Source organism: Klebsiella pasteurii, assembly GCF_018139045.1.
GTDB classification, from domain to species: domain Bacteria; phylum Pseudomonadota; class Gammaproteobacteria; order Enterobacterales; family Enterobacteriaceae; genus Klebsiella; species Klebsiella grimontii.
Genome location: NZ_CP073236.1, coordinates 4,745,496 through 4,767,834 on the forward strand (window position 1 = coordinate 4,745,496; position 22,339 = coordinate 4,767,834).

Below are 22,339 nucleotides of genomic sequence, written 5' to 3' on the forward strand. Positions count from 1 at the left end.
CCGGAGGCGTGATGCAGGCAGTGAGCACCATTCCCGTTTTCAAACTGTATGGCGAAGAGCAGGGCTGGCCAACGCCCGAACTTCTGCACTGTGAGTCGATACTCCAGCGCAGCCATCTTTATGAATGGCATATCCGCGTGCATCAGCATGCTGAGCTGGTGCAGCTGTTGTACCTGCATAAAGGGCGGGCGGAAATTGAAATCGAAGGAACAACGACCGTGATGGTGGAATCCTGTATTCAGGTTGTTCCGGCGCTTTGTATTCATGGATTTCGATTTTCGCCGGGCACGGAAGGATACGTTTTATCCCTGGCATTACCCCTGCTCAGGAGGGTTGAGAATCAGTTTGGCCGCCAATTGGATCTCCTCGGCCAGCCGCAGTGTGTGCCGGTAAAAGCCTCTCGGGGCCATATTCGGGCGCTGTTTACCGCTTTGCGAGAAGAGTACCGTGAGGAGTATGATGCGCGTGAAATGATGCTGCATTCGCTGCTGGGAGCGCTGCTGGTCTGGCTGAATCGGCAATATCGCCCACAGCCGATAGCGGAGGACAAAGCGGAACGCAAGCGTAGCGTGATGCGCCATTTCTCTCGTCTCATTGAAAGCCATTATCGCGAACATCTGCCCTTAGCCGAATATGCCAGGCGGGTGGGTGTGTCCGCGACCCATTTAAATTATTTGTGTCATGAATTTTATGGCTGCAGTGCGCTGGGAGTTTTACATCAAAGGGTGATGCTTGAGGCGCGTCGCAACCTGCTGTATACCAGCATGACTATTGCGCAACTTTCTGATTACTTGGGGTTTAATGATGCTGCCTATTTTTCTCGTTTCTTTCGTCGCTATAGCGGCGAATCCCCAAAAGCATTTAGGAAAAAAATTAAATAAAGAAATCTTTATTTAATTTATCTTAAGTTAGCGTATCTAACGACGATGTTAACCATTTCTAATTTATTGATGACAACCACCTGTGTTAATGTTAATCATTGGCATGGATAACAGCAATATGTTACTCCTCACAATATAAGTTGGTTTTAGGGTACGATATAGCGTACCCGCCAGGGACGATAAAGATTCATTTTGGCAAAATAATTATGATGGTTATTAAATTATTCATCCGATTGTTTTTGCGCCGGCGGTGAGTCTTCGACAGGAAGCGGAGGGTTTATGTTACCAGGACAGGGTAAGTTCGGCATTATTATCAGCAGAATACCGGTGATGCAGTCCGGTTTGAAGGCCATCGTGGGGGAGCATCTCCCTGATTATGAATTGAATTTTTGTCGTTCTCAGGATGAGCTAACCCTGCTGCAATTGCGTCGCGCAGTGCTGGTTATCGCTGACTTGTCCGGTGAAATAGAGCATCCTAGAAACATTTGTGAACACTACTACTCTTTAATGACCCAATACAGGGATATACACTGGGTCTTTATGGTAGGAAACACCTGTTTTCCGTTAGCCGTTCAATTATTAATGCGTCCTGAAAGTACGTTAATTTCAGACAGCGAACCGGTAAAACGCCTTATCGAAGTAGTTCGCGCTGGTGGTCTTGCCGCCGAACGTATTAGCCAGACGTTGTTCTCCCCTGAAGTCGAACGCATCGGTGAAGAACAGCAAAAAATGGTCATTTTGACTCTTTCCGAGCGTAAAGTATTGAGGCTTCTTGCAAAAGGATGGGGAATTAATCAAATTGCTGCTTTATTGAAGAAGAGCAATAAAACCATAAGTGCGCAGAAAAATAGTGCTATGCGCCGCTTATCTCTACGTAGTAATGCAGAGATGTATGCCTGGATTAATAGTGCACAGGGAATGAAGGAGCTGAATATTTATTCAGCCTATGGAGATCAAACGGAATGGAAAAAGACTTCACAACACGATATATCGCTATCGTAGAGAAATGTGCGATGACGGAAGTAGCTCTTCGCCACATCTTAATTAATGAAAGTGGTAAGAATTATCGTATTCAATTCTTTCAAGATACTAAAGCATTAAAACGAGAGTTTCAGTCTAAAGATTTTTCTGCGATTATTTTTTCACTTTCAGGTAATCGCAGGTCCCGTCTTGAAAGCTTGCTCTTTCTCCATGAGATCGCGCGTTATTGCCCAGAAATGCAAAGAATTGTCTTAGCGAATGATGAAGCGGAAATGCGTTTGGTTAGCCATCTGACGCCCTCCCGCTTACACGGCATTCTGAATAAATCTGCCTGTCGGATCCAGCTGCAGGAATATTTGCTTCAGCTTCTCGATCATAGCTATCAGACCAATGAGGGCTCGGTATGTCAAAAGCAGAGCATTTCTGGCCAAATTTTGAGCCCAACGGAGCATACCATCCTACGATATATGTCTTATGGCTACTCTTTACCTGAAATAGCGACACAGCTGGAAAGAAATATTAAAACGATTCGGGCCCATAAGTTCAATGCCATGACCAAGCTTGGCGTCAGTTCTGATATGGGACTACTGAGCGCGGCAGACATTTTAATGCGCCTGTCGGCGAATAATGACGATGCCAGAGTTATGCGCCTTGCTCAGTAGTGCCAACGATCTATTAAAGACAAACGTCAATCCACTTAGCATCAGTCAACTGCGCCATCCGCTCGGGTGAAATGCGAACGGCGCTATGAATTGATCCTGCTGCTGGCAGCACTTCCGGGTACTGCCTCAGTGAAATATCGCAGTACACCGCCAGCGGAACTTCCAGGCCAAAGGGGCAGACGCCGCCAATAGGGTGTCCCGTTAGCGTAATGACCTCATCGCTGCTGAGCATGCGCGCTTTGGCGCCGAAGGCTTCCTTTAGTTTTTTATTATCCAGGCGCGCATCGCCTTTTGCGACAACGAGCACAACCCTGTCTTTTATTTTTAAAGACAGGGTCTTGGCTATTTGCCCGGGTTCAACGTTATGCGCCGCTGCGGCTAATGCTACCGTGGCCGTGCTCTGAGTAAGTTCGATGATTTCGATATCGGGGGCGTGGTCAGCAAAAAACTGCCGCACGGACTGCAGACTCATTGGAATCTCCTGATTAAGGCTTGTTAAAAATCTGTCACAAGCTTCGCAAAGTGTAAATATCTCTCGTTGATAATCAAGATTCTTTCTAATTTCTGGATCTCCTTCACATTCGCCGCAACCGGTTACTGTAACCGGTTGCGGTTATTCATAGAGACATGAATACTGACAAGGTAACTTCCCTGCGTCACCTATAACAAAAGAGCCGAAGATGAATCGAACGTACCTGAGCACTAAAGCCTGCGGGCTATCAAATCTGGTCGCTCACTCGCAGAAGCGGATTCATCACAGCGGCAAGATAATCGTTGTTGGGCCTGTTCATCTAGCCTGTCAGGAGGGCTGCTATGTCTGCTAACCATGCTGCATTTAATCTGATATTTCGCTTCGTAGAAAATTACATCAGCCCTGTCGCCGGGCGCATCTCGTCTCAGCGCCACGTGATGGCTATCCGCGACGGTTTTATCTCCGCCATGCCGTTTATGATTGTCGGCTCTTTTCTATTGGTATTCGCTTATCCGCCGTTTTCACCGGATACCACATGGGGATTTGCCCGCGCCTGGCTGGATCTGGCAAAAGAGTTTGAAGGGCGAATTCTGACGCCGTTCGATATGACGATGGGTATTATGTCGATCTATATTTGCGCCGCGATCGCCTATAACCTCGGTAAGCATTACGAAAAAATCAATCAGCTCGACCCCTTTATGTGCGCCATGCTGTCGATTATGGCCTTCCTGCTGGTGGCGGCGCCAAAAACGAACGGCAACCTGCCGGTAGATAGCCTGGGAGGAACCGGGATATTTACGGCGATTCTTGTGGCGGTCTATTGCGTTGAAATGATGCGTTTCCTGAAAGCGCATAATATTGGTATTCGCCTGCCGGATCAGGTGCCGCCGATGATCAAAAACTCGTTTGACCTGCTGATCCCGGTTCTGGTTGTCGTCCTGACGCTGTATCCCCTGAGCCTGCTTATTCAGCATCATTTTGATATGCTGATCCCTCAGGCCATTATGGCTATCTTTAAACCGCTGGTTTCCGCAGCCGACTCGCTGCCCGCAATTTTACTGGCGGTCCTGGTGGGCCACCTGCTGTGGTTTGCGGGTATCCACGGTGCGGCTATTGTTTCTGGCATGCTGCAGATGTTCTGGCTCACTAACCTCGGCATGAACCAACAGGCTCTGGCGCAGGGTGCTCCACTGCCGCATATCTTTATGGAAGCGTTCTGGACATTCTTTATTGTGATTGGCGGTTCTGGAGCGACGATGGGGCTTGTGTTCTGCTATCTGCGTAGCCGCTCCGCGCATCTGCGGTCAATTGGCCGCCTGAGCGTGGTGCCAAGCCTGTTTAACATCAACGAGCCGGTCATTTTTGGCACGCCTATCGTGATGAACCCGGTGTTCTTTATTCCCTTCCTGCTGGCGCCGATGGTCAATGCCGTGCTGGCCTGGGCCGCCATGAAGATGGATCTCATTGGCCGGGTGATTTCGGTTGTGCCGTGGACCGCCCCGGCACCGATTGGCGGCGCATGGGCGCTGGGTTGGGATTTTCGGGCGGCGATTCTGGTGGTTGTCCTCGCGTGCGTTTCCGCGATTATCTACTTCCCGTTCTTCAAGGTTTATGAGAAACAGCTGTTAGCGCAAGAGGCCGAAGAGGCGCAGCGCATCGCGGAAGAGAGCCAGCAGACGGCATAAAAGCAAACGGGCGGCTGAAATAGCCGCCCGTTGACGTTATCAAAAGATCATTTCAACGTGCAGTCCCCGCACTGCTGCACATCCGGCAGGCGATAGCGCTGGCAGCAGGTGCGGCGCACCAGCTGCCCTTCACGTAAAACCACGGTTCGCCACAGCGGGTTATCTTCGCCGTTGGATAGCTGTTTTTCGAAGAAGCAGTGCTGGCGTAGAGCGGCCACTTTTTCATCTCCCAGCAACGTTTTCATTTCTCCCAGATACCAGTTAATCAGGTAGCCAGTATTGTTCCAGATAAGCTTGCCATTAATATCGCCGGTGGCTTCAAGCGCCTGCACGACGGGTTGTAAAGCCGTGATGACCAGCTTTTCTATCCGGGACTGCGCGGGCTCTGTCGGGGAAGTACCTGCTGAATGAATATCAATCCAGAAACAGGCGGCGCGGCCTGACTCATGAAACTCGACGCGCACATGTTCCGGCGCCAGGCTAATGGCTCGATCTTCGCTCAACAGCGCCAACATTAAAGGGGGCACCAGTAAACCGATGTACCATTGCGCCCAGAGGGACAGCAGCGGTTTTTGCTCACGGGGTTGACTGGGCTGGTGACGATAAATATGGTCGGACCAGGTTGCGATGAACGAACTCAGCGTCGAGGGTTGTGACCATTCAGCCAGGGTTAGCGCATGGGGAGGGGCTTCTTCATTCAGACGGAGAAAATCCAGCAGATGGGGGCGTAACACGGTAATTTTGTCGCGTATTGAATTTGCCAGTTCACGGTCAGCCGAAGGGAGCGGTGCCCGCCAGATGATCTCAGTGTTGAATGCGAGTGAACGGTAAGCCATCGAGTGCCAGATACAAATCTAAATGATAATGATTTCTGATACTAATGCCGTGGTCCCGGCTTGGCAAGCGATTTGTCCGCGCGGCGACTTCTGCCGCGCGGTAAAGGATTAGCTGGCGAGAATGACGTTTCTTCCCATATTTTTGGCTTCGTAGAGCGCGTTATCCGCCCGTTTCAGGGCGCTGTCAATATCAGCATCCACCAGCGGCGTCATACCGACACTGATAGTCACATTGGTCGCGACGCTTTCGTTAAACATATGCGGGATTTTCAGATCATAGACCCGCTGACGAATCCGCTCTGCGGCCTGAAGAGCATTTTCTGCGCTGCTGCTGGTCAACAGCACCATGAACTCTTCGCCGCCAAAGCGGGCTACGATATCGCGTGAGCGCACAGCGTTACGAATGGCGGCGGAAACCTGAATCAATGCCTGGTCGCCCATCATATGCCCATAGTGGTCGTTGTAGGCTTTAAAATGGTCAATATCCAGCAGCAGGACGTAATGTCCGGCGCTGTCCAGAGAGAGGACGGTGTCGAGACGATTTTGCAAACCCCGACGGTTATACAAACCGGTAAGCGGATCCAACATACTGAGATCGTTAAGGGTATTACGTTCCTCCAGCAGCTTATCCATAAGTCCCTGGGTGAATATATCGCTGCGTTTCTGAATTAAGCTTTGCAGGGTGATGCCCGCAATAGGCAACAAGAAGCACCAGGACATGCGCAACCACTGTTCTCCGCCGCCCAGAATCAGGCAGGTAAAGTAGGTTGGTATAGAGTGCAAAGTAAAGCCAATGATATTGCTGGAAAAAGCAATAGTGCCAATAAATAACACGCTTAATAAGGCGATTACCAGGTAGTTAAAATGCGGCGGACCCATCATCAATGCTTTTAGCGCAACGTGCCATGCCCAAAGCAGGCCAAATATCAGAGAAATAATCGGAATATTTATTTTGTGCTGAGAGAATTTACAGTGCCATAGCAGCAGAACCGTGCTGCAGGCAACTATCAGAAAACAGGGTAATGTAAAAGTGATGACGGTAAAGAGCGGGCTGACAAGGGATAAGACGGATGAAACTAAATTAAGCAGTAAAAATAGCCGTAAGGAATACTGATATTTCTGTTCGTAATGGGAGCGCCAGGATTGTGCAGTCATGTCGGAGTTGTCATTATTAATCGTTAAAATTCAATGTGATATTAGTTTGAAGTGAATAATAAAAAACAGTGCGCAAAATAAGGTTTTTACGAAATAATCAGATTATTTAATATATAATTTCTTTTGCTTAATTTATCACCTTCATGAATGTATGTCATTACCGCAAACGTAAAGAATAAAGACTTCCCGTTTCCCTGACATGACAAATGATAAAAATTATCATATGATATTGGTTATCATTATCGCTATTAGAGGCAAAAACATGTTGCAGCGAACTTTAGGGAGTGGATGGGGCGCGGTGATCCCTGGCGTACTGATTGCCGCACTCGGGTTTGCCGATTTGTCGGTCGATGCCTGGCGCGCATTGGTGGCGCTGGGAATGCTCATGTCAGCGATCATGATTTGGCACCGTCAGCTACGACATTTTGTTTTGCTGCCGTCATGCGTGGCGTTAGTCAGTGGAATGATGCTGATTGTAATGAATATAAAGCTGATGGGATAAAACAGAAGGAGTTAAGAATATTGGTGCGAGGGGGGGGACTTGAACCCCCACGTCCGTAAGGACACTAACACCTGAAGCTAGCGCGTCTACCAATTCCGCCACCTTCGCACAGTATTCTTAATTTTTGATATCGCCTCGTTGGTGCGAGGGGGGGGACTTGAACCCCCACGTCCGTAAGAACACTAACACCTGAAGCTAGCGCGTCTACCAATTCCGCCACCTTCGCCCAGTGCGAGCAATATCAATGTGGATTATGGTGCGAGGGGGGGGACTTGAACCCCCACGTCCGTAAGGACACTAACACCTGAAGCTAGCGCGTCTACCAATTCCGCCACCTTCGCATACCATCGACACTATGAAAGTATCGTTACCACGGAGGCGCATTCTAGTGGTTTTCAGCTATTCGTCAATAGTTAATTGTATCAGTTGGATTGATTGTTGCAAAAATGGGCGGTCAGGTAGGGGAAACATCGGCGACCAGCGGCTGCTGGCGCCGAAAAATGGGGTTATTTCTTCGCCTGACGGGTCATCACCGTTCGGTAGACCTTAAAGCGGCCCGTTTGGGCAATCACTTCATGGAAGCCGAAGATCTCATCCAGCACGTTCGGATAGGGCAGGAAGGCGTTGGCGACAATGCGTAGCTCTCCGCCGCTGTTGAGATGACGAACTGCGCCGCGGATCAGGGTTTGCGCGGCCTCCAGGCTGGTCTGCAGACCATCGTGGAAAGGCGGGTTGGAGATAATCATGTCGAAGCGGCCGTTCACTTCAGAGAAGACGTTGCTGGCGAACACTTCCCCTTCGATGCCGTTAGCGGCGAGCGTAGCGCGGCTGGCTTCTACTGCCGGCGCGCTGACGTCGCATAACGTTAAGCGAACTTTAGGCGAGTGGCTGGCCAGTACGGTTGCCAGCACGCCAGCGCCGCAGCCGACGTCCAGAACTTTACCTTTGGTATGCGGGGTGAGCGTGGAAAGCAGCAACTGGCTACCAATATCCAGCCCGTCGCGGCTGAAGACGCCGGGAAGCGTTTTAATCGTCAAATTTTCCAGCGGATACTCGCCCCAGTACTGTTCGGGATCGAACGCGGGCTGTTTCTCCAGACGACCGTGATACAGCCCACAGCGGCGCGCGCTGTCGATTTTGCTCAGCGGCGCATACTCCGCCAGCATCTGCTCGGCGCTGCGTACGCCGCTGCGGTTCTCGCCAACCACGAAAATATCAACACCGGTCGGCAGCAGCGAAAGCAGGTTCATCAGCTGAAACTGCGCTTCCGGTTTATTCTTTGGCCAGTAGTAGATCAGCGTATCGCAATCGGCGACATCGCCAGCCTCTGCGACCAGGCTATAGCGGGCATTTTCGCCCATCTGGCGGCTCAGTACCTGCCAGTGGTGGAACTGCTGGGTATGGGCGCGGCTGGCAGCCGTGTCCAGACGTGCGGGCAGGTCATCCTGCAGGTCACCGGCAAACAGAACGCGGGCGGACTCGAAATCATCACTGTGGCGCAGCAAGACTTCACTTGCCGGGGTAAAAGCGGACATGAAACACTCCTTCATTGAGACTGGCGCCGATTATACACGTTATCTTTCAGGCTGCCTCTTTGTTGGCGGTGGGACGCGCTTCGAGCGCCGCGTAGTTTGTTGGCGCAGATACGACGGATTTGCTATATTGCGCGCTTGATTAACAGGAGTGTTTCGCTATGACATCCCGACGAGACTGGCAATTACAGCAGCTGGGCATTACCCAGTGGTCGCTGCGTCGTCCTGGGGCGTTACAGGGTGAAATCGCTATCTCGCTTCCTGGACACATTCGCCTGGTGATGGTAGCGGAAGAACCGCCATCGCTGAGCGAACCGCTTATCAGCGATATTCTGCGCGCGCTGGCCCTGACGCCGGGGCAGGTGATGCAGCTGACGCCTGAGCGCGTTGCGATGCTGCCTCAGGACGCACGCTGTAATAGCTGGCGGCTGGGCACCGACGCGGCGCTACCGCTGGCGGGCGCACAGATCGCCACGCCTGCTTTCGATGAACTTCAGACCAGCACGCCTGCTCGCATGGCGCTCTGGCAACAGATTTGCGCACATGAACACGATTTCTACCCTCAACCCGGCTGATTTGCCCCGCGCCTGGCAAATTGAAACGCGCGCCCACGCTTTTCCGTGGAGCGAACAGACGTTTGCCAGTAATCAGGGCGAGCGCTATCTGAATCTTCAACTGTCCGTGGACGGCGTGATGGCGGCTTTTGCCATTACGCAAATCATCCTCGACGAGGCGACGCTGTTCAATATTGCCGTCGACCCTGCCTTTCAGCGTCGTGGTCTGGGCAGGGAACTGCTGGAACAGGTGATTGATGAGGTCGAAAAACGCGGCGTCGTCACGCTGTGGCTGGAGGTGCGCGCGTCTAACGTCGCCGCCATCGCGCTCTATGAAAGCTTAGGCTTTAACGAGGCGACGATTCGCCGCAACTATTACCCCACGGTCGACGGACGTGAGGACGCAATCATTATGGCACTGCCAATCAGTATGTAAGACAAGGTGATACGATGAAGTGGGACTGGATTTTCTTTGATGCCGATGAAACGTTATTTACGTTTGACTCATTTAGCGGCCTACAGCGGATGTTTCTCGACTATAGCGTGACGTTCTCCGCAGAGGATTTTCAGGACTACCAGGCCGTGAATAAGCCGCTGTGGGTGGATTATCAAAACGGCGCCATTACTTCGCTTCAGCTGCAGCATCAGCGCTTTGACGGTTGGGCGGAGCGCCTGAACGTCCCTCCCGGCGAGCTGAACGCCGCATTTATGAACGCGATGGCGGAGATCTGTTCGCCGCTGCCGGGGGCCGTATCGCTGCTCGATTCGCTGCAGGGGAAGGTGAAAATGGGCATTATCACCAACGGTTTTACCTCGCTACAGCAGACGCGTCTTGAACGTACAGGTTTACGCGATCACTTTGATTTGTTGATTATCTCCGAAGAGGTTGGGGTGGCTAAGCCGGATGCGCGTATTTTTGACTATGCGCTGGCGCAGGCGGGCAACCCCGATCGTTCGCGGGTGCTGATGGTTGGCGATACCGCTGAGTCTGATATTCGCGGTGGCGTAAATGCCGGCCTGGCGACCTGCTGGTTCAACCCCCATCAGCGCGAGCTGCCCGCGGACCTCCGCCCGGACTGGACGGTCACCTCTTTAAGCGAACTGGAGCAACTCCTGTGTAAACACTGATTGCCTCCCCCCCATTGATGGGTAAAATAGCCGCAATTTTTTCGTATTCAACATGCGCGGCGCGTTGCCGCGTTTACTAAGAAGATTGAATTATGACGTTGTCTCCTTATTTGCAGGAGGTGGCTAAGCGCCGCACTTTTGCCATTATTTCTCACCCGGATGCCGGTAAAACGACCATTACTGAAAAGGTTCTGTTATTCGGACAGGCTATTCAGACTGCCGGTACGGTAAAAGGTCGCGGCTCCAGCCAGCATGCGAAATCTGACTGGATGGAGATGGAAAAGCAGCGCGGTATCTCCATCACCACGTCCGTGATGCAGTTCCCCTATCAAGACTGCCTGGTTAACCTGCTGGATACCCCGGGGCACGAAGACTTCTCCGAAGATACCTACCGTACCCTGACGGCGGTTGACTGCTGCCTGATGGTTATCGATGCCGCGAAAGGCGTCGAGGATCGTACCCGTAAGCTGATGGAAGTCACCCGTCTGCGCGATACGCCGATCCTGACTTTTATGAACAAACTTGACCGCGACATCCGTGACCCGATGGAGCTGCTGGATGAAGTGGAAAACGAGCTGAAAATCGGCTGCGCGCCGATCACCTGGCCGATTGGCTGCGGCAAACTGTTCAAGGGCGTTTACCATCTTTATAAAGATGAAACCTACCTGTATCAGACCGGTAAAGGCCACACCATCCAGGAAGTACGCATTGTGAAAGGGTTGGATAACCCGGAGCTTGATGCCGCGGTGGGTGAAGATCTGGCGCAGCAGCTGCGCGATGAGCTGGAGCTGGTGCAGGGCGCGTCTAACGAATTCGATAAAGAGCTGTTCCTGGCGGGCGAAATTACGCCGGTATTCTTCGGTACCGCGCTGGGCAACTTTGGCGTTGACCATATGCTGGACGGTTTAGTGGAGTGGGCGCCTGCGCCAATGCCGCGTAAAACCGACACCCGCACGGTGGAAGCCTCGGAAGATAAGTTCACTGGCTTCGTGTTTAAAATTCAGGCCAACATGGACCCGAAACACCGCGACCGCGTGGCCTTTATGCGCGTGGTTTCCGGTAAATACGAGAAAGGCATGAAGATGCGCCAGGTGCGTATCGGCAAGGACGTGGTGATCTCCGACGCGCTGACCTTTATGGCCGGCGACCGTTCGCACGTGGAAGAAGCGTATCCGGGCGATATCCTGGGTCTGCATAACCACGGCACCATTCAGATTGGCGATACCTTCACCCAGGGTGAAATGATGAAGTTCACCGGTATCCCGAACTTCGCCCCGGAACTGTTCCGCCGCATTCGCCTGAAAGATCCGCTCAAGCAGAAACAGCTGCTGAAAGGGCTGGTTCAGCTCTCTGAAGAGGGGGCGGTGCAGGTGTTCCGTCCGATCGCCAATAACGATCTGATCGTTGGCGCGGTGGGTGTGCTGCAGTTTGATGTGGTTGTTGCTCGCCTGAAGAGCGAATACAACGTTGAGGCGATTTACGAGTCCGTCAACGTCGCGACCGCACGCTGGGTGGAATGTAGCGACGCGAAGAAATTCGAAGAGTTTAAGCGTAAGAACGAAATTCAGCTGGCGCTGGATGGTGGCGATAACCTGACTTATATCGCCCCGACCATGGTTAACCTGAACCTGACGCAGGAACGGTACCCTGACGTCCAGTTCCGTAAAACCCGCGAGCACTAATCCTCTCCGGAGCGCGGTTTTCGCCGCGCTCCACGTCATTTTCCCCTCGGTTTGCCCTTTCTGGAAAGTTCTTAATTCTTACCGTTTTGCGCGCTTTTTTACCCGATCATGCCGCACTCTTCTGCGTATCTACTACATTTAATAAGTAATTTTTGGAATCCTGGCTTAATAGTCTACTTATTTTGCTTTACCTGCTTAGATATAACGAGGAACAACGATGACAAGACTTAAGAGCGGCAAGACACTCCTGGCCCTCTTCCTGGGCTCAGCAATAATCAGCGCTTCGGCGTATGCGGAAAACTCGACCGTAGACAGCGCGAAATCCGCAGCAAGCAATGCCGGGCAAGCCGTTGATAATTCGATGAACAAAGTCGGGAATTTTATGGACGACAGCACCATCACCGCCAGGGTGAAAGCGGCGCTGATCGATCATAAAGATATTCGCAGCACCGATATCTCTGTGAAAACTGAAAATAAAGTCGTCACCTTAAGCGGTACGGTTGACAGTTCAGAGCAGCATAAGCAGGCGCTTAGCGTTGCGAAAGCGGTTGAAGGCGTGACCTCCGTTAACGACAAGCTTAGCGTACAGAACGAAAAATCTGCTTCGCTGAAGGGCTATGCCGGCGACACGGCGGTGACCAGCGAGATCAAAGCGAAATTGCTGGCTGACGATATCGTTCCGTCGCGTAACGTGAAGGTTGAGACCACCGATGGCGTTGTACATTTATCCGGTACGGTCGAGTCCAGTAAGCAGTCGGAGCGGGCGGAAGGTATTGCGAAAGCCGTTTCCGGCGTCAAAAGCGTGAAGAATGACCTTAGCGTCAAATAAATCTATTCACTAAAAAATTTATTCTGCGGTCTTTCCGCAGGATGTGTAGCACCACAGGGTTGTGTATGCGCGGCCTGAGTGCGCAGAAAATCGACCGTCATTAACTATGGTAAGGAGAGACGTATGTTTAGATGGGGCATTATTTTTCTGGTGATCGCGTTAATTGCCGCCGCTCTGGGCTTTGGTGGCCTGGCGGGTACCGCTGCCTGGGCTGCGAAAATTGTCTTCGTTGTCGGTATTATCCTGTTCCTGGTCAGCCTGTTTACCGGCCGTCGGCGTCCCTAGACGTTAACGCGTGAAATACCGTCTTACATAAAGCCAGTCAATGTGACTGGCTTTCTCAGTTTCAGGGCGTTAAAAATTGCGTTACCTTTGTTTTTATAATAAGCCAGACAGGAAAGCAGGGTGGGGCAGCGAATTCCCGTTACGTTGGGCAACATTACGCCGTTATCTGTTAAACCCTTCCAGCCGGGCAGGCTCGCACTGGTGTGCGAAGGCGGGGGGCAGAGAGGGATTTTTACCGCCGGGGTGCTGGACGAATTTATGCGCGCGGGATTCAACCCGTTCGACATGATGTTCGGTACCTCTGCCGGGGCGCAAAATCTCTCGGCCTATCTGTGCAACCAGCCCGGCTATGCCCGCAAAGTGATCACCCGCTACACCACCGCCCGCGAGTTTTTCGACCCGATGCGTTTTGTGCGCGGCGGAAATCTTATCGATCTTGACTGGCTGGTCGACACCACCTCGAAAAAGATGCCGCTGGCGATGGCCTATGCTGAAGATTGTTTTGCCCAGGGCAAAGAGTTCTGGATGTGCGCCTGTCGCGGCGATGATTACACGCCAAACTACTTTTCCCCCACTCAGCAGACCTGGCTTGACCTGATTCGCGCCTCCAGCGCCATTCCCGGTTTTTACCGCAGCGGCGTGCTGCTGGATGGCGTGAGCTATCTTGACGGCGGCGTCAGCGATGCGATCCCCGTCCAGGAGGCAGCCCGTCGAGGGGCGCAAACCATCGTGGTGATCCGTACCGTTCCGTCCCAGATGTACTACACCCCGCAGTGGTTTAAACGGATGGAGCGCTGGCTTGGCGAAAGTAGTCTGCAGCCGTTTGTGAATCTGGTGCAGCATCACGAAACTACCTATCGCTCCACGCAAGAGTTCATTGAAAAACCGCCGGGTAAGCTGAGAATTCTGGAAATTTATCCGCAGAAGCCGTTGAAGAGTATGGCGTTAGGCAGCCGTCTTCCGGCGTTGCTGGAGGACTACAAGACCGGGCGCCAGTGCGGGCGCTACTTTCTCGCTACCGTCGGTAAACTGCTGGCCGACAGACCGCCGCTGCTGCGCCACGCGCCGCGTATTGCGGTACCGAAAACGGTCGTTATTCCGCCAGCGCCGGTGGCCAATGAGATCCCTCAGGCGCCGGTCATCGCGGCGGTGCAGGCCAATGATGCCAGCTTTGAAAATGAGGACCTGGCGTGACCCTACGATTTATTGATACTCACTGCCATTTCGATTTTCCCCCTTTCACCGGCGACGAAAGCGCCAGCATTGCCCGGGCGGCGGAGGCTGGCGTGACGCAGATCGTGGTACCTGCGACAGAAGCGGATAACTTTGCCCGCGTGTTAGCGCTGGCGGGGAAATATGATGAGCTCTACGCCGCCTTAGGCCTCCACCCTATAGCGATTGAACGGCATAGCGCAGAGAGTCTTGAACGGCTTGAAGCCTGCCTGGCGAAACGCGATGCTAAGCTGGTCGCGGTTGGGGAAATCGGTCTCGATCTCTATCGCGAAGATCCGCAGTTTGAGCGTCAGGTTTCTGTATTTGAGGCGCAGATGCGGCTGGCGAAACGCTACGATTTGCCGGCGATCCTCCACTCCAGACGCACTCACGACAAGCTGGCGATGCTGCTGAAAAAGCACGCTTTACCGCGAACCGGCGTAGTGCACGGTTTTGCCGGTAGCCTTCAGCAGGCGGAGCGGTTTGTGCAACTGGGCTACAAGATTGGCGTTGGTGGCACAATTACCTATCCGCGCGCCAGTAAGACCCGCGATGTGATGGCGCAGCTGCCGCTTTCGGCGCTGCTGCTGGAGACCGATGCGCCGGATATGCCATTGAACGGTTTCCAGGGGCAGCCGAACAGGCCAGAACGGGCGGCTCGCGTCTTCTCCACCTTATGTGAGCTACGCCCGGAGCCCGCGGAAGAGATAGCTAATACCCTGATTGATAATACAAAGGCGATTTTTGCGCTCCCATAACGCTTTGTTGAGTGACCTGTGTCTCATTCCTGCCTTTTTATCTCATTGTTTTGCTTAAAATGTGTGAGCTGAAATGAGCATGATGGTTTCATGCCGTTATAATCGCGGGGTTTTAGGCTGAACTCTCAATACACAGGGACTCTGTATGCAAATTATCATGGGACTTATCGGCATGGTGGTGTTGTTAGCCATCGCTGTGCTCCTCTCCAGTAATCGAAAAGCCATCAACCTGCGTACCGTCCTCGGCGCCTGGATTCTCCAGGTGGGGATCGGCGCGTTAATTCTCTACGTGCCGGCCGGGCGCACGGCGCTGCTGGCCATGTCGAATGGCGTTGCTAACGTGATTGCTTACGGCAATGAAGGGATCGGCTTTATCTTTGGTGGGCTGGTTTCCGACAAGATGTTTGAAGTCTTCGGCGGTGGCGGGTTTATTTTTGCCCTGCGCGTCCTGCCAGTCATTGTCTTCTTCTCGTCGCTGATCGCCGTGCTTTATTACCTCGGCATCATGCAATTTGTTATCCGCATTCTCGGCGGGGCGCTGCGGGCGGTACTGAAAACCTCGCGCACGGAATCGCTCTCTGCCACGGCGAACATCTTTGTTGGCCAGACCGAAGCGCCGCTGGTGGTGCGTCCATATATCGCCACCATGACCCGTTCCGAGCTCTTTGCGGTGATGTGCGGGGGCCTGGCCTCGGTTGCGGGCTCCGTTCTGGCCGGTTACGCGCAGATGGGCGTACCGCTGGAATACCTGATTGCCGCTTCGTTTATGGCGGCCCCGGGCGGCCTGCTGTTCGCGAAGATTATCGTGCCGGAAACCGAGCAGCCCCGGGACAACCCGGCGATGGATAAAAATGACGCCGATCCGCAGGCGCCAGCGAACGTGTTGGATGCCGCTGCATCTGGCGCGGCTTCCGGGATGCAGCTGGCGCTGAACGTCGGGGCGATGCTGCTGGCGTTTATCGCGCTGATTGCCCTGGTTAACGGTATTCTCTCCGGCGTGGGCGGCTGGTTTAACCATCCGGACCTGTCGCTGCAAATGATCCTCGGCTGGGTCTTCTCGCCGCTGGCGTGGGTGATTGGCGTGCCGTGGAATGAAGCCACCGTTGCCGGCTCGTTTATCGGCCAGAAGCTGATTATCAACGAGTTTGTGGCCTATATGAATTTCGGTGAATACCTGAAAGCCGACGCCGAGGTCGCTGCCGCCGGTTTGCAGGTGATTTCAACTCACACCAAGGCCATCATCTCGTTTGCCCTGTGCGGTTTTGCCAATCTGTCATCCATTGCGATCCTGATTGGCGGACTGGGCGGCATGGCGCCTAATCGCCGTCAGGAAATTGCCCAGCTGGGTATGCGGGCCGTGGCGGCGGGGACGCTGTCTAACCTGATGAGCGCCACGATAGCGGGCGTATTCCTCGCGCTGTAACGCCCTCTTGCACGCTAAGAACCCCGCGGCATTGCCGTCGTGGGGTTCTCACTTCAGAGTGTTAAAATCCTATCATTATATAATTCTTTATTTATCAAAATGTAATGATCTTTATGGCCTTTTTTCGCACAAAATGCCCGTGTCGGTATCGTGGCTTGTTGCGTGACGGTGTTATAATAATAACATTGATTCGGAGTGGCGATTCCTGATTATGCTTAAAGAGAGTCTGGCATTGGAAGAGCACGGATTAGTCTTTGTTATGTGATTTGTATCACTATGCAGTAATGCAAATTAGTAATTAGTTTTCATTAACTGTGATGTGTATCGAAGTGTAGCGGCGAGGGAATGTTACAATAGTAACAGACTCGCAAGGTGAACAAACTTTAAAACGGCACTACGCCGTCGGAGTATGAAATGACTGATTTAACGGCAAGCAGCCTGCGCGCGTTGAAACTGATGGACCTGACCACCCTGAATGATGACGACACCAATGAAAAAGTGATCGCGCTGTGTCACCAGGCCAAAACACCGGTAGGGAATACTGCTGCAGTATGCATCTACCCGCGCTTTATCCCGATCGCGCGTAAAACGCTGAACGAGCAAGGTACCCCGGATATTCGTATCGCGACGGTGACCAACTTCCCGCACGGTAACGATGATATTGATATCGCGCTGGCGGAAACCCGCGCGGCGATCGCTTACGGCGCTGACGAAGTTGACGTCGTGTTCCCTTACCGTGCGCTAATTGCGGGCAATGAACAGGTCGGTTTTGACCTGGTGAAAGCCTGTAAAGAAGCCTGCGCGGCAGCAAACGTGCTGCTGAAAGTGATTATCGAAACCGGCGAATTGAAAGAAGAAGCGCTGATTCGTAAAGCGTCTGAAATCGCCATCAAAGCCGGCGCCGACTTCATCAAAACCTCTACCGGTAAAGTTCCGGTGAACGCGACCCCGGAAAGCGCGCGCATCATGCTGGAGGTCATCCGCGATATGGGCGTTCAGCAGAGCGTCGGCTTCAAGCCAGCAGGCGGCGTGCGTAGCGCAGAAGACGCGCAAAAATTCCTCGCGATTGCTGATGAGCTGTTCGGTGCCGACTGGGCCGACTCTCGCCACTACCGTTTTGGCGCCTCCAGCCTGCTGGCAAGCCTGCTGAAAGCGCTGGGTCACGGCGATGGTAAGAGCGCCAGCAGCTACTAAAACGTAATTTGCCGACCTCAAGGCCGGATGCTGTCCGGCCTGCGGTTGGTCTTTGACTCTTTCCCCGGGAGGTTATCTTGTTTCTCGCACAAGAAATTATTCGTAAAAAACGTGATGGTCATGCGCTGAGCGATGAAGAAATTCGCTTTTTCATCAACGGTATCCGCGATAACAGCGTCTCAGAAGGGCAGATCGCCGCGCTGGCGATGACCATTTTTTTCCACGATATGTCTATGCCGGAACGCGTTTCGCTGACCATGGCGATGCGGGATTCAGGAACCGTTCTGAACTGGAAGCATCTTAACCTTAATGGCCCCATCGTCGATAAACACTCCACCGGCGGCGTAGGCGATGTGACCTCGCTGATGCTGGGGCCGATGGTTGCGGCCTGCGGCGGCTATGTGCCGATGATCTCCGGGCGCGGCCTCGGGCACACCGGCGGTACGCTCGATAAGCTGGAGGCGATTCCGGGGTTCGATATTTTCCCGGACGATAGCCGCTTCCGCGAAATCATTAAAGATGTCGGCGTCGCGATTATCGGGCAGACCAGCTCTCTGGCGCCGGCTGACAAACGTTTTTACGCCACGCGCGATATCACCGCGACGGTGGACTCTATCCCGCTGATTACCGCCTCGATTCTCGCCAAGAAGCTGGCGGAAGGCCTGGACGCGCTGGTGATGGATGTCAAAGTCGGCAGCGGCGCCTTTATGCCTACTTATGAACTTTCCGCCGCGCTGGCTGAAGCTATCGTCGGGGTATCCAACGGCGCCGGCGTGCGAACGACCGCGCTGTTAACCGATATGAATCAGGTGCTGGCTTCCAGCGCCGGTAATGCGGTGGAAGTGCGTGAAGCCGTGCAGTTCCTCACCGGCGAGTACCGCAATCCGAGGCTGCTTGAAGTGACGATGGCGCTATGCGTCGAGATGCTGATTTCCGGCAAGCTGGCGGAGAACGACGCCGACGCGCGGGCGAAGCTACAGGCGGTGCTGGATAACGGTAAAGCCGCAGAAGTCTTCGGCCGGATGGTGGCGGCGCAAAAAGGGCCGAACGACTTCGTGGAAAACTACGATAAGTATCTGCCGTCCGCGATGCTGAGCAAAGCGGTCTATGCCGAAGGCGAAGGGTTTGTCGCCGAAATGGACACCCGCGCGCTGGGCATGGCGGTGGTGTCAATGGGCGGCGGTCGCCGTCAGGCATCGGATCTGATTGATTACAGCGTCGGTTTCACCGATATGGTTCGCCTCGGCGCACGTATCGACGCACAGCAGCCGCTGGCGGTTATCCATGCCAAAGACGAAAACAGCTGGCAGGAAGCGGCCAAAGCCGTGAAAGCGGCCATTAAACTTGACGATAAAGCGCCTGAAATGACGCCGACGGTCTATCGTCGTATCACCGAATAGTTATATACTGATCTGATCGCTTTTTTGCAGCGCAAAAGGTACGGAGAATAATATGAAACGTGCATTTATTATGGTGCTGGACTCATTCGGCATCGGTGCGACTGAAGACGCCGATCGCTTTGGCGACGTCGGTTCAGACACCATGGGCCATATTGCAGAAGCCTGCGCCAAAGGCGAGGCTGACAACGGCCGCAAAGGCCCGCTCAATCTACCGAATCTGACCCGTCTGGGGCTGGTTAAAGCCCATGAGGGTTCTACCGGTAAAATTGCCGCCGGTATGGACGGCAACGCGGACGTTATCGGCGCTTACGCATGGGCGCATGAGCTCTCTTCAGGTAAAGACACCCCGTCAGGCCACTGGGAAATCGCCGGCGTACCGGTTCTCTTTGACTGGGGCTATTTCCCCGAGCATGAAAACAGCTTCCCGCAGGAGCTTCTGGATAAACTGGTTAAGCGCGCCAACCTGCCGGGCTACCTCGGCAACTGTCACTCTTCCGGTACCGTTATCCTCGACCAGTTGGGCGAAGAGCATATGAAAACCGGCAAGCCGATTTTCTATACCTCCGCTGACTCGGTATTCCAGATTGCCTGCCATGAAGAGACCTATGGTCTCGATAAGCTGTACGAGCTGTGTGAAATCGCGCGTGAAGAGCTGACCGAAGGCGGCTACAACATTGGTCGCGTGATCGCGCGTCCGTTTATCGGAGACAAAGCCGGCAACTTCCAGCGCACCGGTAACCGCCACGATTTGGCCGTTGAGCCGCCGGCGCCGACGGTACTGCAGAAGCTGGTCGACGAGAAAAAGGGCCAGGTTGTATCGGTGGGTAAAATCGCCGATATCTACGCCAACTGCGGTATCACTAAAAAAGTGAAAGCGACGGGCCTGGATGCGCTGTTTGACGCCACCATCAAAGAGATGAAAGAAGCGGGGGACGAAACCATCGTCTTCACCAACTTCGTAGACTTCGACTCTTCCTGGGGCCACCGCCGCGACGTTGCAGGCTATGCCGCAGGGCTGGAGCTGTTCGATCGCCGTCTGCCGGAGCTGATGGCGCTGGTCGGGGAAGATGACATTCTGATCCTGACCGCCGACCACGGCTGCGACCCGACCTGGACCGGTACCGACCATACTCGTGAACACATTCCGGTGCTGATCTATGGCCCGAAAGTGAAGCCGGGCTCGCTGGGGCACCGTGAAACCTTCGCTGATATTGGCCAGACCCTGGCGACGTACTTCGGTACCTCGGCGATGGACTACGGCAAAAACATGCTGTGATTATTTGCCCGGTGAGCGACGCTCCCCGGGCCTTTTTTGTAGGCCTGATAAGGCGCTGCCGCCAGCAGGCAACAACATTCAGAAGGATTTAACGATGGCTACTCCACACATTAATGCAGAAATGGGCGATTTCGCTGACGTTGTGCTGATGCCGGGCGACCCGCTGCGCGCGAAGCACATTGCAGAAACGTTCCTTGAAGATGTTCGTGAAGTGAACAACGTGCGCGGTATGCTGGGCTTCACCGGTACCTATAAAGGCCGCAAAATTTCCGTTATGGGTCACGGTATGGGGATCCCGTCCTGCTCCATTTACGCAAAAGAGCTGATCACCGACTTCGGCGTAAAAAAAATCATTCGCGTAGGCTCCTGCGGCGCGGTGCGTATGGACGTTAAGCTGCGCGACGTGGTTATCGGCATGGGTGCCTGCACCGACTCTAAAGTTAACCGTATGCGTTTTAAGGACCACGACTTTGCGGCGATTGCCGACTTTGGCATGGTGCGTAACGCGGTTGACGCGGCAAAAGCGCTGGGCGTTGACGCTCGCGTGGGCAACATTTTTTCCGCTGACCTGTTCTATGCGCCGGACGGCGGTGAAATGTTCGACGTGATGGAAAAATACGGCATCCTGGGCGTGGAAATGGAAGCGGCCGGGATCTACGGCGTCGCGGCGGAATTTGGCGCTAAAGCGTTGACCATCTGCACGGTCTCCGACCACATCCGTACCCACGAGCAGACCAGCTCCGCTGAACGTCAGACGACCTTCAACGACATGATTAAAATCGCGCTGGAATCCGTTCTGCTGGGCGATAAAGAGTAATCATCTCTTCCTCCCTCTCCCTATGGGAGAGGGCCGGGATGAGAGGCTCTGACCGCGCTAGCGCACCGCGCCGGCAATCCATGCCGACAGCTCCCGTAGCGCTTTCTCCTGCTCCGGGAAATCCGCCAATAACGCCTCGCACTCCTGTTGCAGTATATCCGCGCGGTAGAGGCAACCCTGCAATCTGGTAGCCAGCGCCTCCAGCGGCGCCGGGTTGAGGCTGTCGGTAAAAATCTGCGTGCGCGTGATATGGCCTTTTTCAACATCGAAATGGAGCTCTACGCCGCCCCAGGTAAAACGTTCATCCAGCAGATGGCTAAAGGCGGGCGCCTGGCCAAAGTTCCACTCCCAACTGCTCTGTCGTGCAAAGGTTGCGGGAAAATTCGGCAGGTCCGGCATTTTCTCCGGAGAGATAACTTCGGCCTCTACGCGCTCGCCGTAATGGGCGAAGAACGCCTCCTGAATCGCCTCGCAAACCTGCTGATGGGTAATGCCCGGCAGCAGCTCGACCAGATTGGCTACCCGTCCGCGCACGGAGGTAATGCCTTTGGCCTGCAGCTTCTTCTTATCGGGATTGAGGTAGTTGGCCAGGCGGCTTAAATCGGCGTTCAGCAGCAGCGTACCGTGGTGAAAGCCGCGATCCATCGTTTCGCGATAGGCGGAACCGGAGACCTTGCGCTCGCCGTCGGCGGTTTTGACCACCAGATCGTTACGGCCCGAGGCTTCCGCCGTGACGCCCAGCGCATTCAGCGCCGACAGGACGATATTCGTGGAAACGGTTTTATCGTACTCCGGTTTGCCAGCCATAAAGGTAAAGCAGGTATTGCCCAGATCGTGGAATACCGCGCCGCCGCCGCTGCTGCGACGCGCCAGGCGCACGTTATCTTCTTCCATGCGTCGGGTATTGCACTCTTTCCACGGGTTTTGCGCCCGGCCAATGACCACCGTATCGGCATTGCGCCACAGGAACAGCACCCGCTGAGTGGCGGGCATCTGGCGAAAAATAGACTCCTCAACCGCCAGGTTGAACCAGGGGTCGTAAGAGTCAGAGAGCAGCAGGCGCAGCGTAGACATA

At 53.8% G+C, this 22,339-nt stretch carries 23 protein-coding genes, 3 tRNA genes and 1 pseudogene; 18 read left to right on the top strand and 9 right to left on the bottom strand.

Going from position 1 to position 22,339, the window contains the following annotated elements; genetic code table 11:
- Positions 1-11: 11 nt before the first annotated feature.
- From KCG39_RS22290 to bglJ, 3 genes are all read left to right on the top strand, one after another.
- Positions 12-881 carry a helix-turn-helix domain-containing protein gene (locus KCG39_RS22290; protein WP_004128665.1) on the top strand — a complete coding sequence of 290 codons (870 nt, stop codon included), beginning with the start codon at positions 12-14 and terminating at the stop codon, positions 879-881.
- A gap of 279 nt (positions 882-1,160) precedes the next feature.
- The gene (locus KCG39_RS22295) at positions 1,161-1,883 is read left to right on the top strand and encodes a helix-turn-helix transcriptional regulator (RefSeq protein WP_087828597.1); all 723 of its coding nucleotides are present in this window, start codon (positions 1,161-1,163) and stop codon (positions 1,881-1,883) included.
- Positions 1,844-2,524 carry a DNA-binding transcriptional activator BglJ gene (gene bglJ / locus KCG39_RS22300; protein WP_004128669.1) on the top strand — a complete coding sequence of 227 codons (681 nt, stop codon included), beginning with the start codon at positions 1,844-1,846 and terminating at the stop codon, positions 2,522-2,524. The genes KCG39_RS22295 and bglJ overlap by 40 nt, the downstream gene beginning before the upstream one ends.
- Positions 2,525-2,537: 13 nt before the next feature.
- Here the strand turns inward: bglJ and KCG39_RS22305 are convergent, their stop codons facing one another.
- Positions 2,538-2,996 (bottom strand): YbaK/EbsC family protein, encoded by a 459-nt coding sequence (locus KCG39_RS22305; RefSeq protein WP_004128671.1) that lies wholly within the window; start codon positions 2,994-2,996, stop codon positions 2,538-2,540.
- A 341-nt stretch (positions 2,997-3,337) separates the two neighbouring features.
- On the opposite strand from KCG39_RS22305, the gene KCG39_RS22310 reads away from it, so the two are divergent.
- Positions 3,338-4,681 carry a PTS sugar transporter subunit IIC gene (locus tag KCG39_RS22310; RefSeq protein WP_142445038.1) on the top strand — a complete coding sequence of 448 codons (1,344 nt, stop codon included), beginning with the start codon at positions 3,338-3,340 and terminating at the stop codon, positions 4,679-4,681.
- 47 nt (positions 4,682-4,728) lie between these two features.
- Here KCG39_RS22310 and fhuF read toward each other — a convergent pair whose 3' ends face one another.
- The 3 genes and pseudogenes from fhuF to KCG39_RS28130 form a co-directional block, all read right to left on the bottom strand.
- Positions 4,729-5,517 carry a siderophore-iron reductase FhuF gene (gene fhuF / locus KCG39_RS22315; protein WP_004128675.1) on the bottom strand — a complete coding sequence of 263 codons (789 nt, stop codon included), beginning with the start codon at positions 5,515-5,517 and terminating at the stop codon, positions 4,729-4,731.
- A gap of 108 nt (positions 5,518-5,625) precedes the next feature.
- Positions 5,626-6,672 (bottom strand): GGDEF domain-containing protein, encoded by a 1,047-nt coding sequence (locus KCG39_RS22320; protein WP_004128677.1) that lies wholly within the window; start codon positions 6,670-6,672, stop codon positions 5,626-5,628.
- A 92-nt stretch (positions 6,673-6,764) separates the two neighbouring features.
- A pseudogene (locus KCG39_RS28130) lies at positions 6,765-6,830 on the bottom strand (hypothetical protein); the annotation flags it as partial.
- Between the two features lie 104 nt (positions 6,831-6,934).
- Here KCG39_RS28130 and KCG39_RS22325 point away from each other — a divergent pair.
- The gene (locus KCG39_RS22325) at positions 6,935-7,174 is read left to right on the top strand and encodes a DUF1435 domain-containing protein (RefSeq protein WP_004128679.1); all 240 of its coding nucleotides are present in this window, start codon (positions 6,935-6,937) and stop codon (positions 7,172-7,174) included.
- 21 nt (positions 7,175-7,195) lie between these two features.
- Here KCG39_RS22325 and KCG39_RS22330 read toward each other — a convergent pair.
- The 4 genes from KCG39_RS22330 to rsmC form a co-directional block, all read right to left on the bottom strand.
- Positions 7,196-7,282, bottom strand: a tRNA-Leu gene (locus tag KCG39_RS22330).
- 31 nt (positions 7,283-7,313) lie between these two features.
- Positions 7,314-7,400, bottom strand: a tRNA-Leu gene (locus tag KCG39_RS22335).
- A 28-nt stretch (positions 7,401-7,428) separates the two neighbouring features.
- A tRNA-Leu gene (locus KCG39_RS22340) sits at positions 7,429-7,515 on the bottom strand.
- Between the two features lie 165 nt (positions 7,516-7,680).
- Positions 7,681-8,709 (bottom strand): 16S rRNA (guanine(1207)-N(2))-methyltransferase RsmC, encoded by a 1,029-nt coding sequence (rsmC, locus tag KCG39_RS22345; RefSeq protein ID WP_049114002.1) that lies wholly within the window; start codon positions 8,707-8,709, stop codon positions 7,681-7,683.
- A 158-nt stretch (positions 8,710-8,867) separates the two neighbouring features.
- On the opposite strand from rsmC, the gene KCG39_RS22350 reads away from it, so the two are divergent.
- The 13 genes from KCG39_RS22350 (at position 8,868) to deoD (ending at position 21,264) form a co-directional block, all read left to right on the top strand.
- Positions 8,868-9,281, top strand: a complete 414-nt coding sequence (locus KCG39_RS22350; RefSeq protein ID WP_004128684.1) for a DNA polymerase III subunit psi — start codon at positions 8,868-8,870, stop codon at positions 9,279-9,281.
- Positions 9,250-9,696, top strand: a complete 447-nt coding sequence (gene rimI, locus KCG39_RS22355) for a ribosomal protein S18-alanine N-acetyltransferase (protein ID WP_004128686.1) — start codon at positions 9,250-9,252, stop codon at positions 9,694-9,696. Before KCG39_RS22350 ends, rimI begins: the two co-directional genes overlap by 32 nt.
- 14 nt (positions 9,697-9,710) lie before the next feature.
- Positions 9,711-10,388, top strand: coding sequence for a pyrimidine 5'-nucleotidase (gene yjjG / locus KCG39_RS22360; protein WP_004128688.1), 678 nt, complete (start codon positions 9,711-9,713; stop codon positions 10,386-10,388).
- 92 nt (positions 10,389-10,480) lie between these two features.
- Positions 10,481-12,070, top strand: coding sequence for a peptide chain release factor 3 (gene prfC / locus KCG39_RS22365; RefSeq protein WP_142467916.1), 1,590 nt, complete (start codon positions 10,481-10,483; stop codon positions 12,068-12,070).
- Positions 12,071-12,287: 217 nt separating this feature from the next.
- A complete protein-coding gene (gene osmY / locus KCG39_RS22370) occupies positions 12,288-12,899 on the top strand; it encodes a molecular chaperone OsmY (protein ID WP_004128691.1) in 612 nt (203 codons plus the stop codon).
- A gap of 123 nt (positions 12,900-13,022) precedes the next feature.
- Positions 13,023-13,184, top strand: a complete 162-nt coding sequence (locus tag KCG39_RS22375; RefSeq protein ID WP_003856556.1) for a DUF1328 domain-containing protein — start codon at positions 13,023-13,025, stop codon at positions 13,182-13,184.
- A gap of 120 nt (positions 13,185-13,304) precedes the next feature.
- Positions 13,305-14,378, top strand: a complete 1,074-nt coding sequence (locus KCG39_RS22380; protein ID WP_004128693.1) for a patatin-like phospholipase family protein — start codon at positions 13,305-13,307, stop codon at positions 14,376-14,378.
- Entirely contained in the window at positions 14,375-15,154 is a 780-nt protein-coding gene (locus KCG39_RS22385) for a metal-dependent hydrolase (RefSeq protein ID WP_142467915.1), read from the top strand. The genes KCG39_RS22380 and KCG39_RS22385 overlap by 4 nt, the downstream gene beginning before the upstream one ends.
- A gap of 145 nt (positions 15,155-15,299) precedes the next feature.
- Positions 15,300-16,577, top strand: coding sequence for a NupC/NupG family nucleoside CNT transporter (locus KCG39_RS22390; RefSeq protein ID WP_142467914.1), 1,278 nt, complete (start codon positions 15,300-15,302; stop codon positions 16,575-16,577).
- A 414-nt stretch (positions 16,578-16,991) separates the two neighbouring features.
- Complete coding sequence (gene deoC / locus KCG39_RS22395; protein ID WP_004128701.1) at positions 16,992-17,771, top strand: deoxyribose-phosphate aldolase; 780 nt, start codon at positions 16,992-16,994, stop codon at positions 17,769-17,771.
- Between the two features lie 77 nt (positions 17,772-17,848).
- A complete protein-coding gene (gene deoA / locus KCG39_RS22400) occupies positions 17,849-19,171 on the top strand; it encodes a thymidine phosphorylase (RefSeq protein WP_049123169.1) in 1,323 nt (440 codons plus the stop codon).
- 52 nt (positions 19,172-19,223) lie between these two features.
- Positions 19,224-20,447 (top strand): phosphopentomutase, encoded by a 1,224-nt coding sequence (gene deoB, locus KCG39_RS22405; protein WP_049115920.1) that lies wholly within the window; start codon positions 19,224-19,226, stop codon positions 20,445-20,447.
- Positions 20,448-20,541: 94 nt separating this feature from the next.
- Entirely contained in the window at positions 20,542-21,264 is a 723-nt protein-coding gene (gene deoD, locus KCG39_RS22410; RefSeq protein WP_004098401.1) for a purine-nucleoside phosphorylase, read from the top strand.
- A 57-nt stretch (positions 21,265-21,321) separates the two neighbouring features.
- On the opposite strand, the gene lplA is transcribed toward deoD, so the two are convergent.
- The gene (lplA, locus tag KCG39_RS22415; protein WP_004128708.1) at positions 21,322-22,338 is read right to left on the bottom strand and encodes a lipoate--protein ligase; all 1,017 of its coding nucleotides are present in this window, start codon (positions 22,336-22,338) and stop codon (positions 21,322-21,324) included.
- Position 22,339 lies beyond the last annotated feature (1 nt).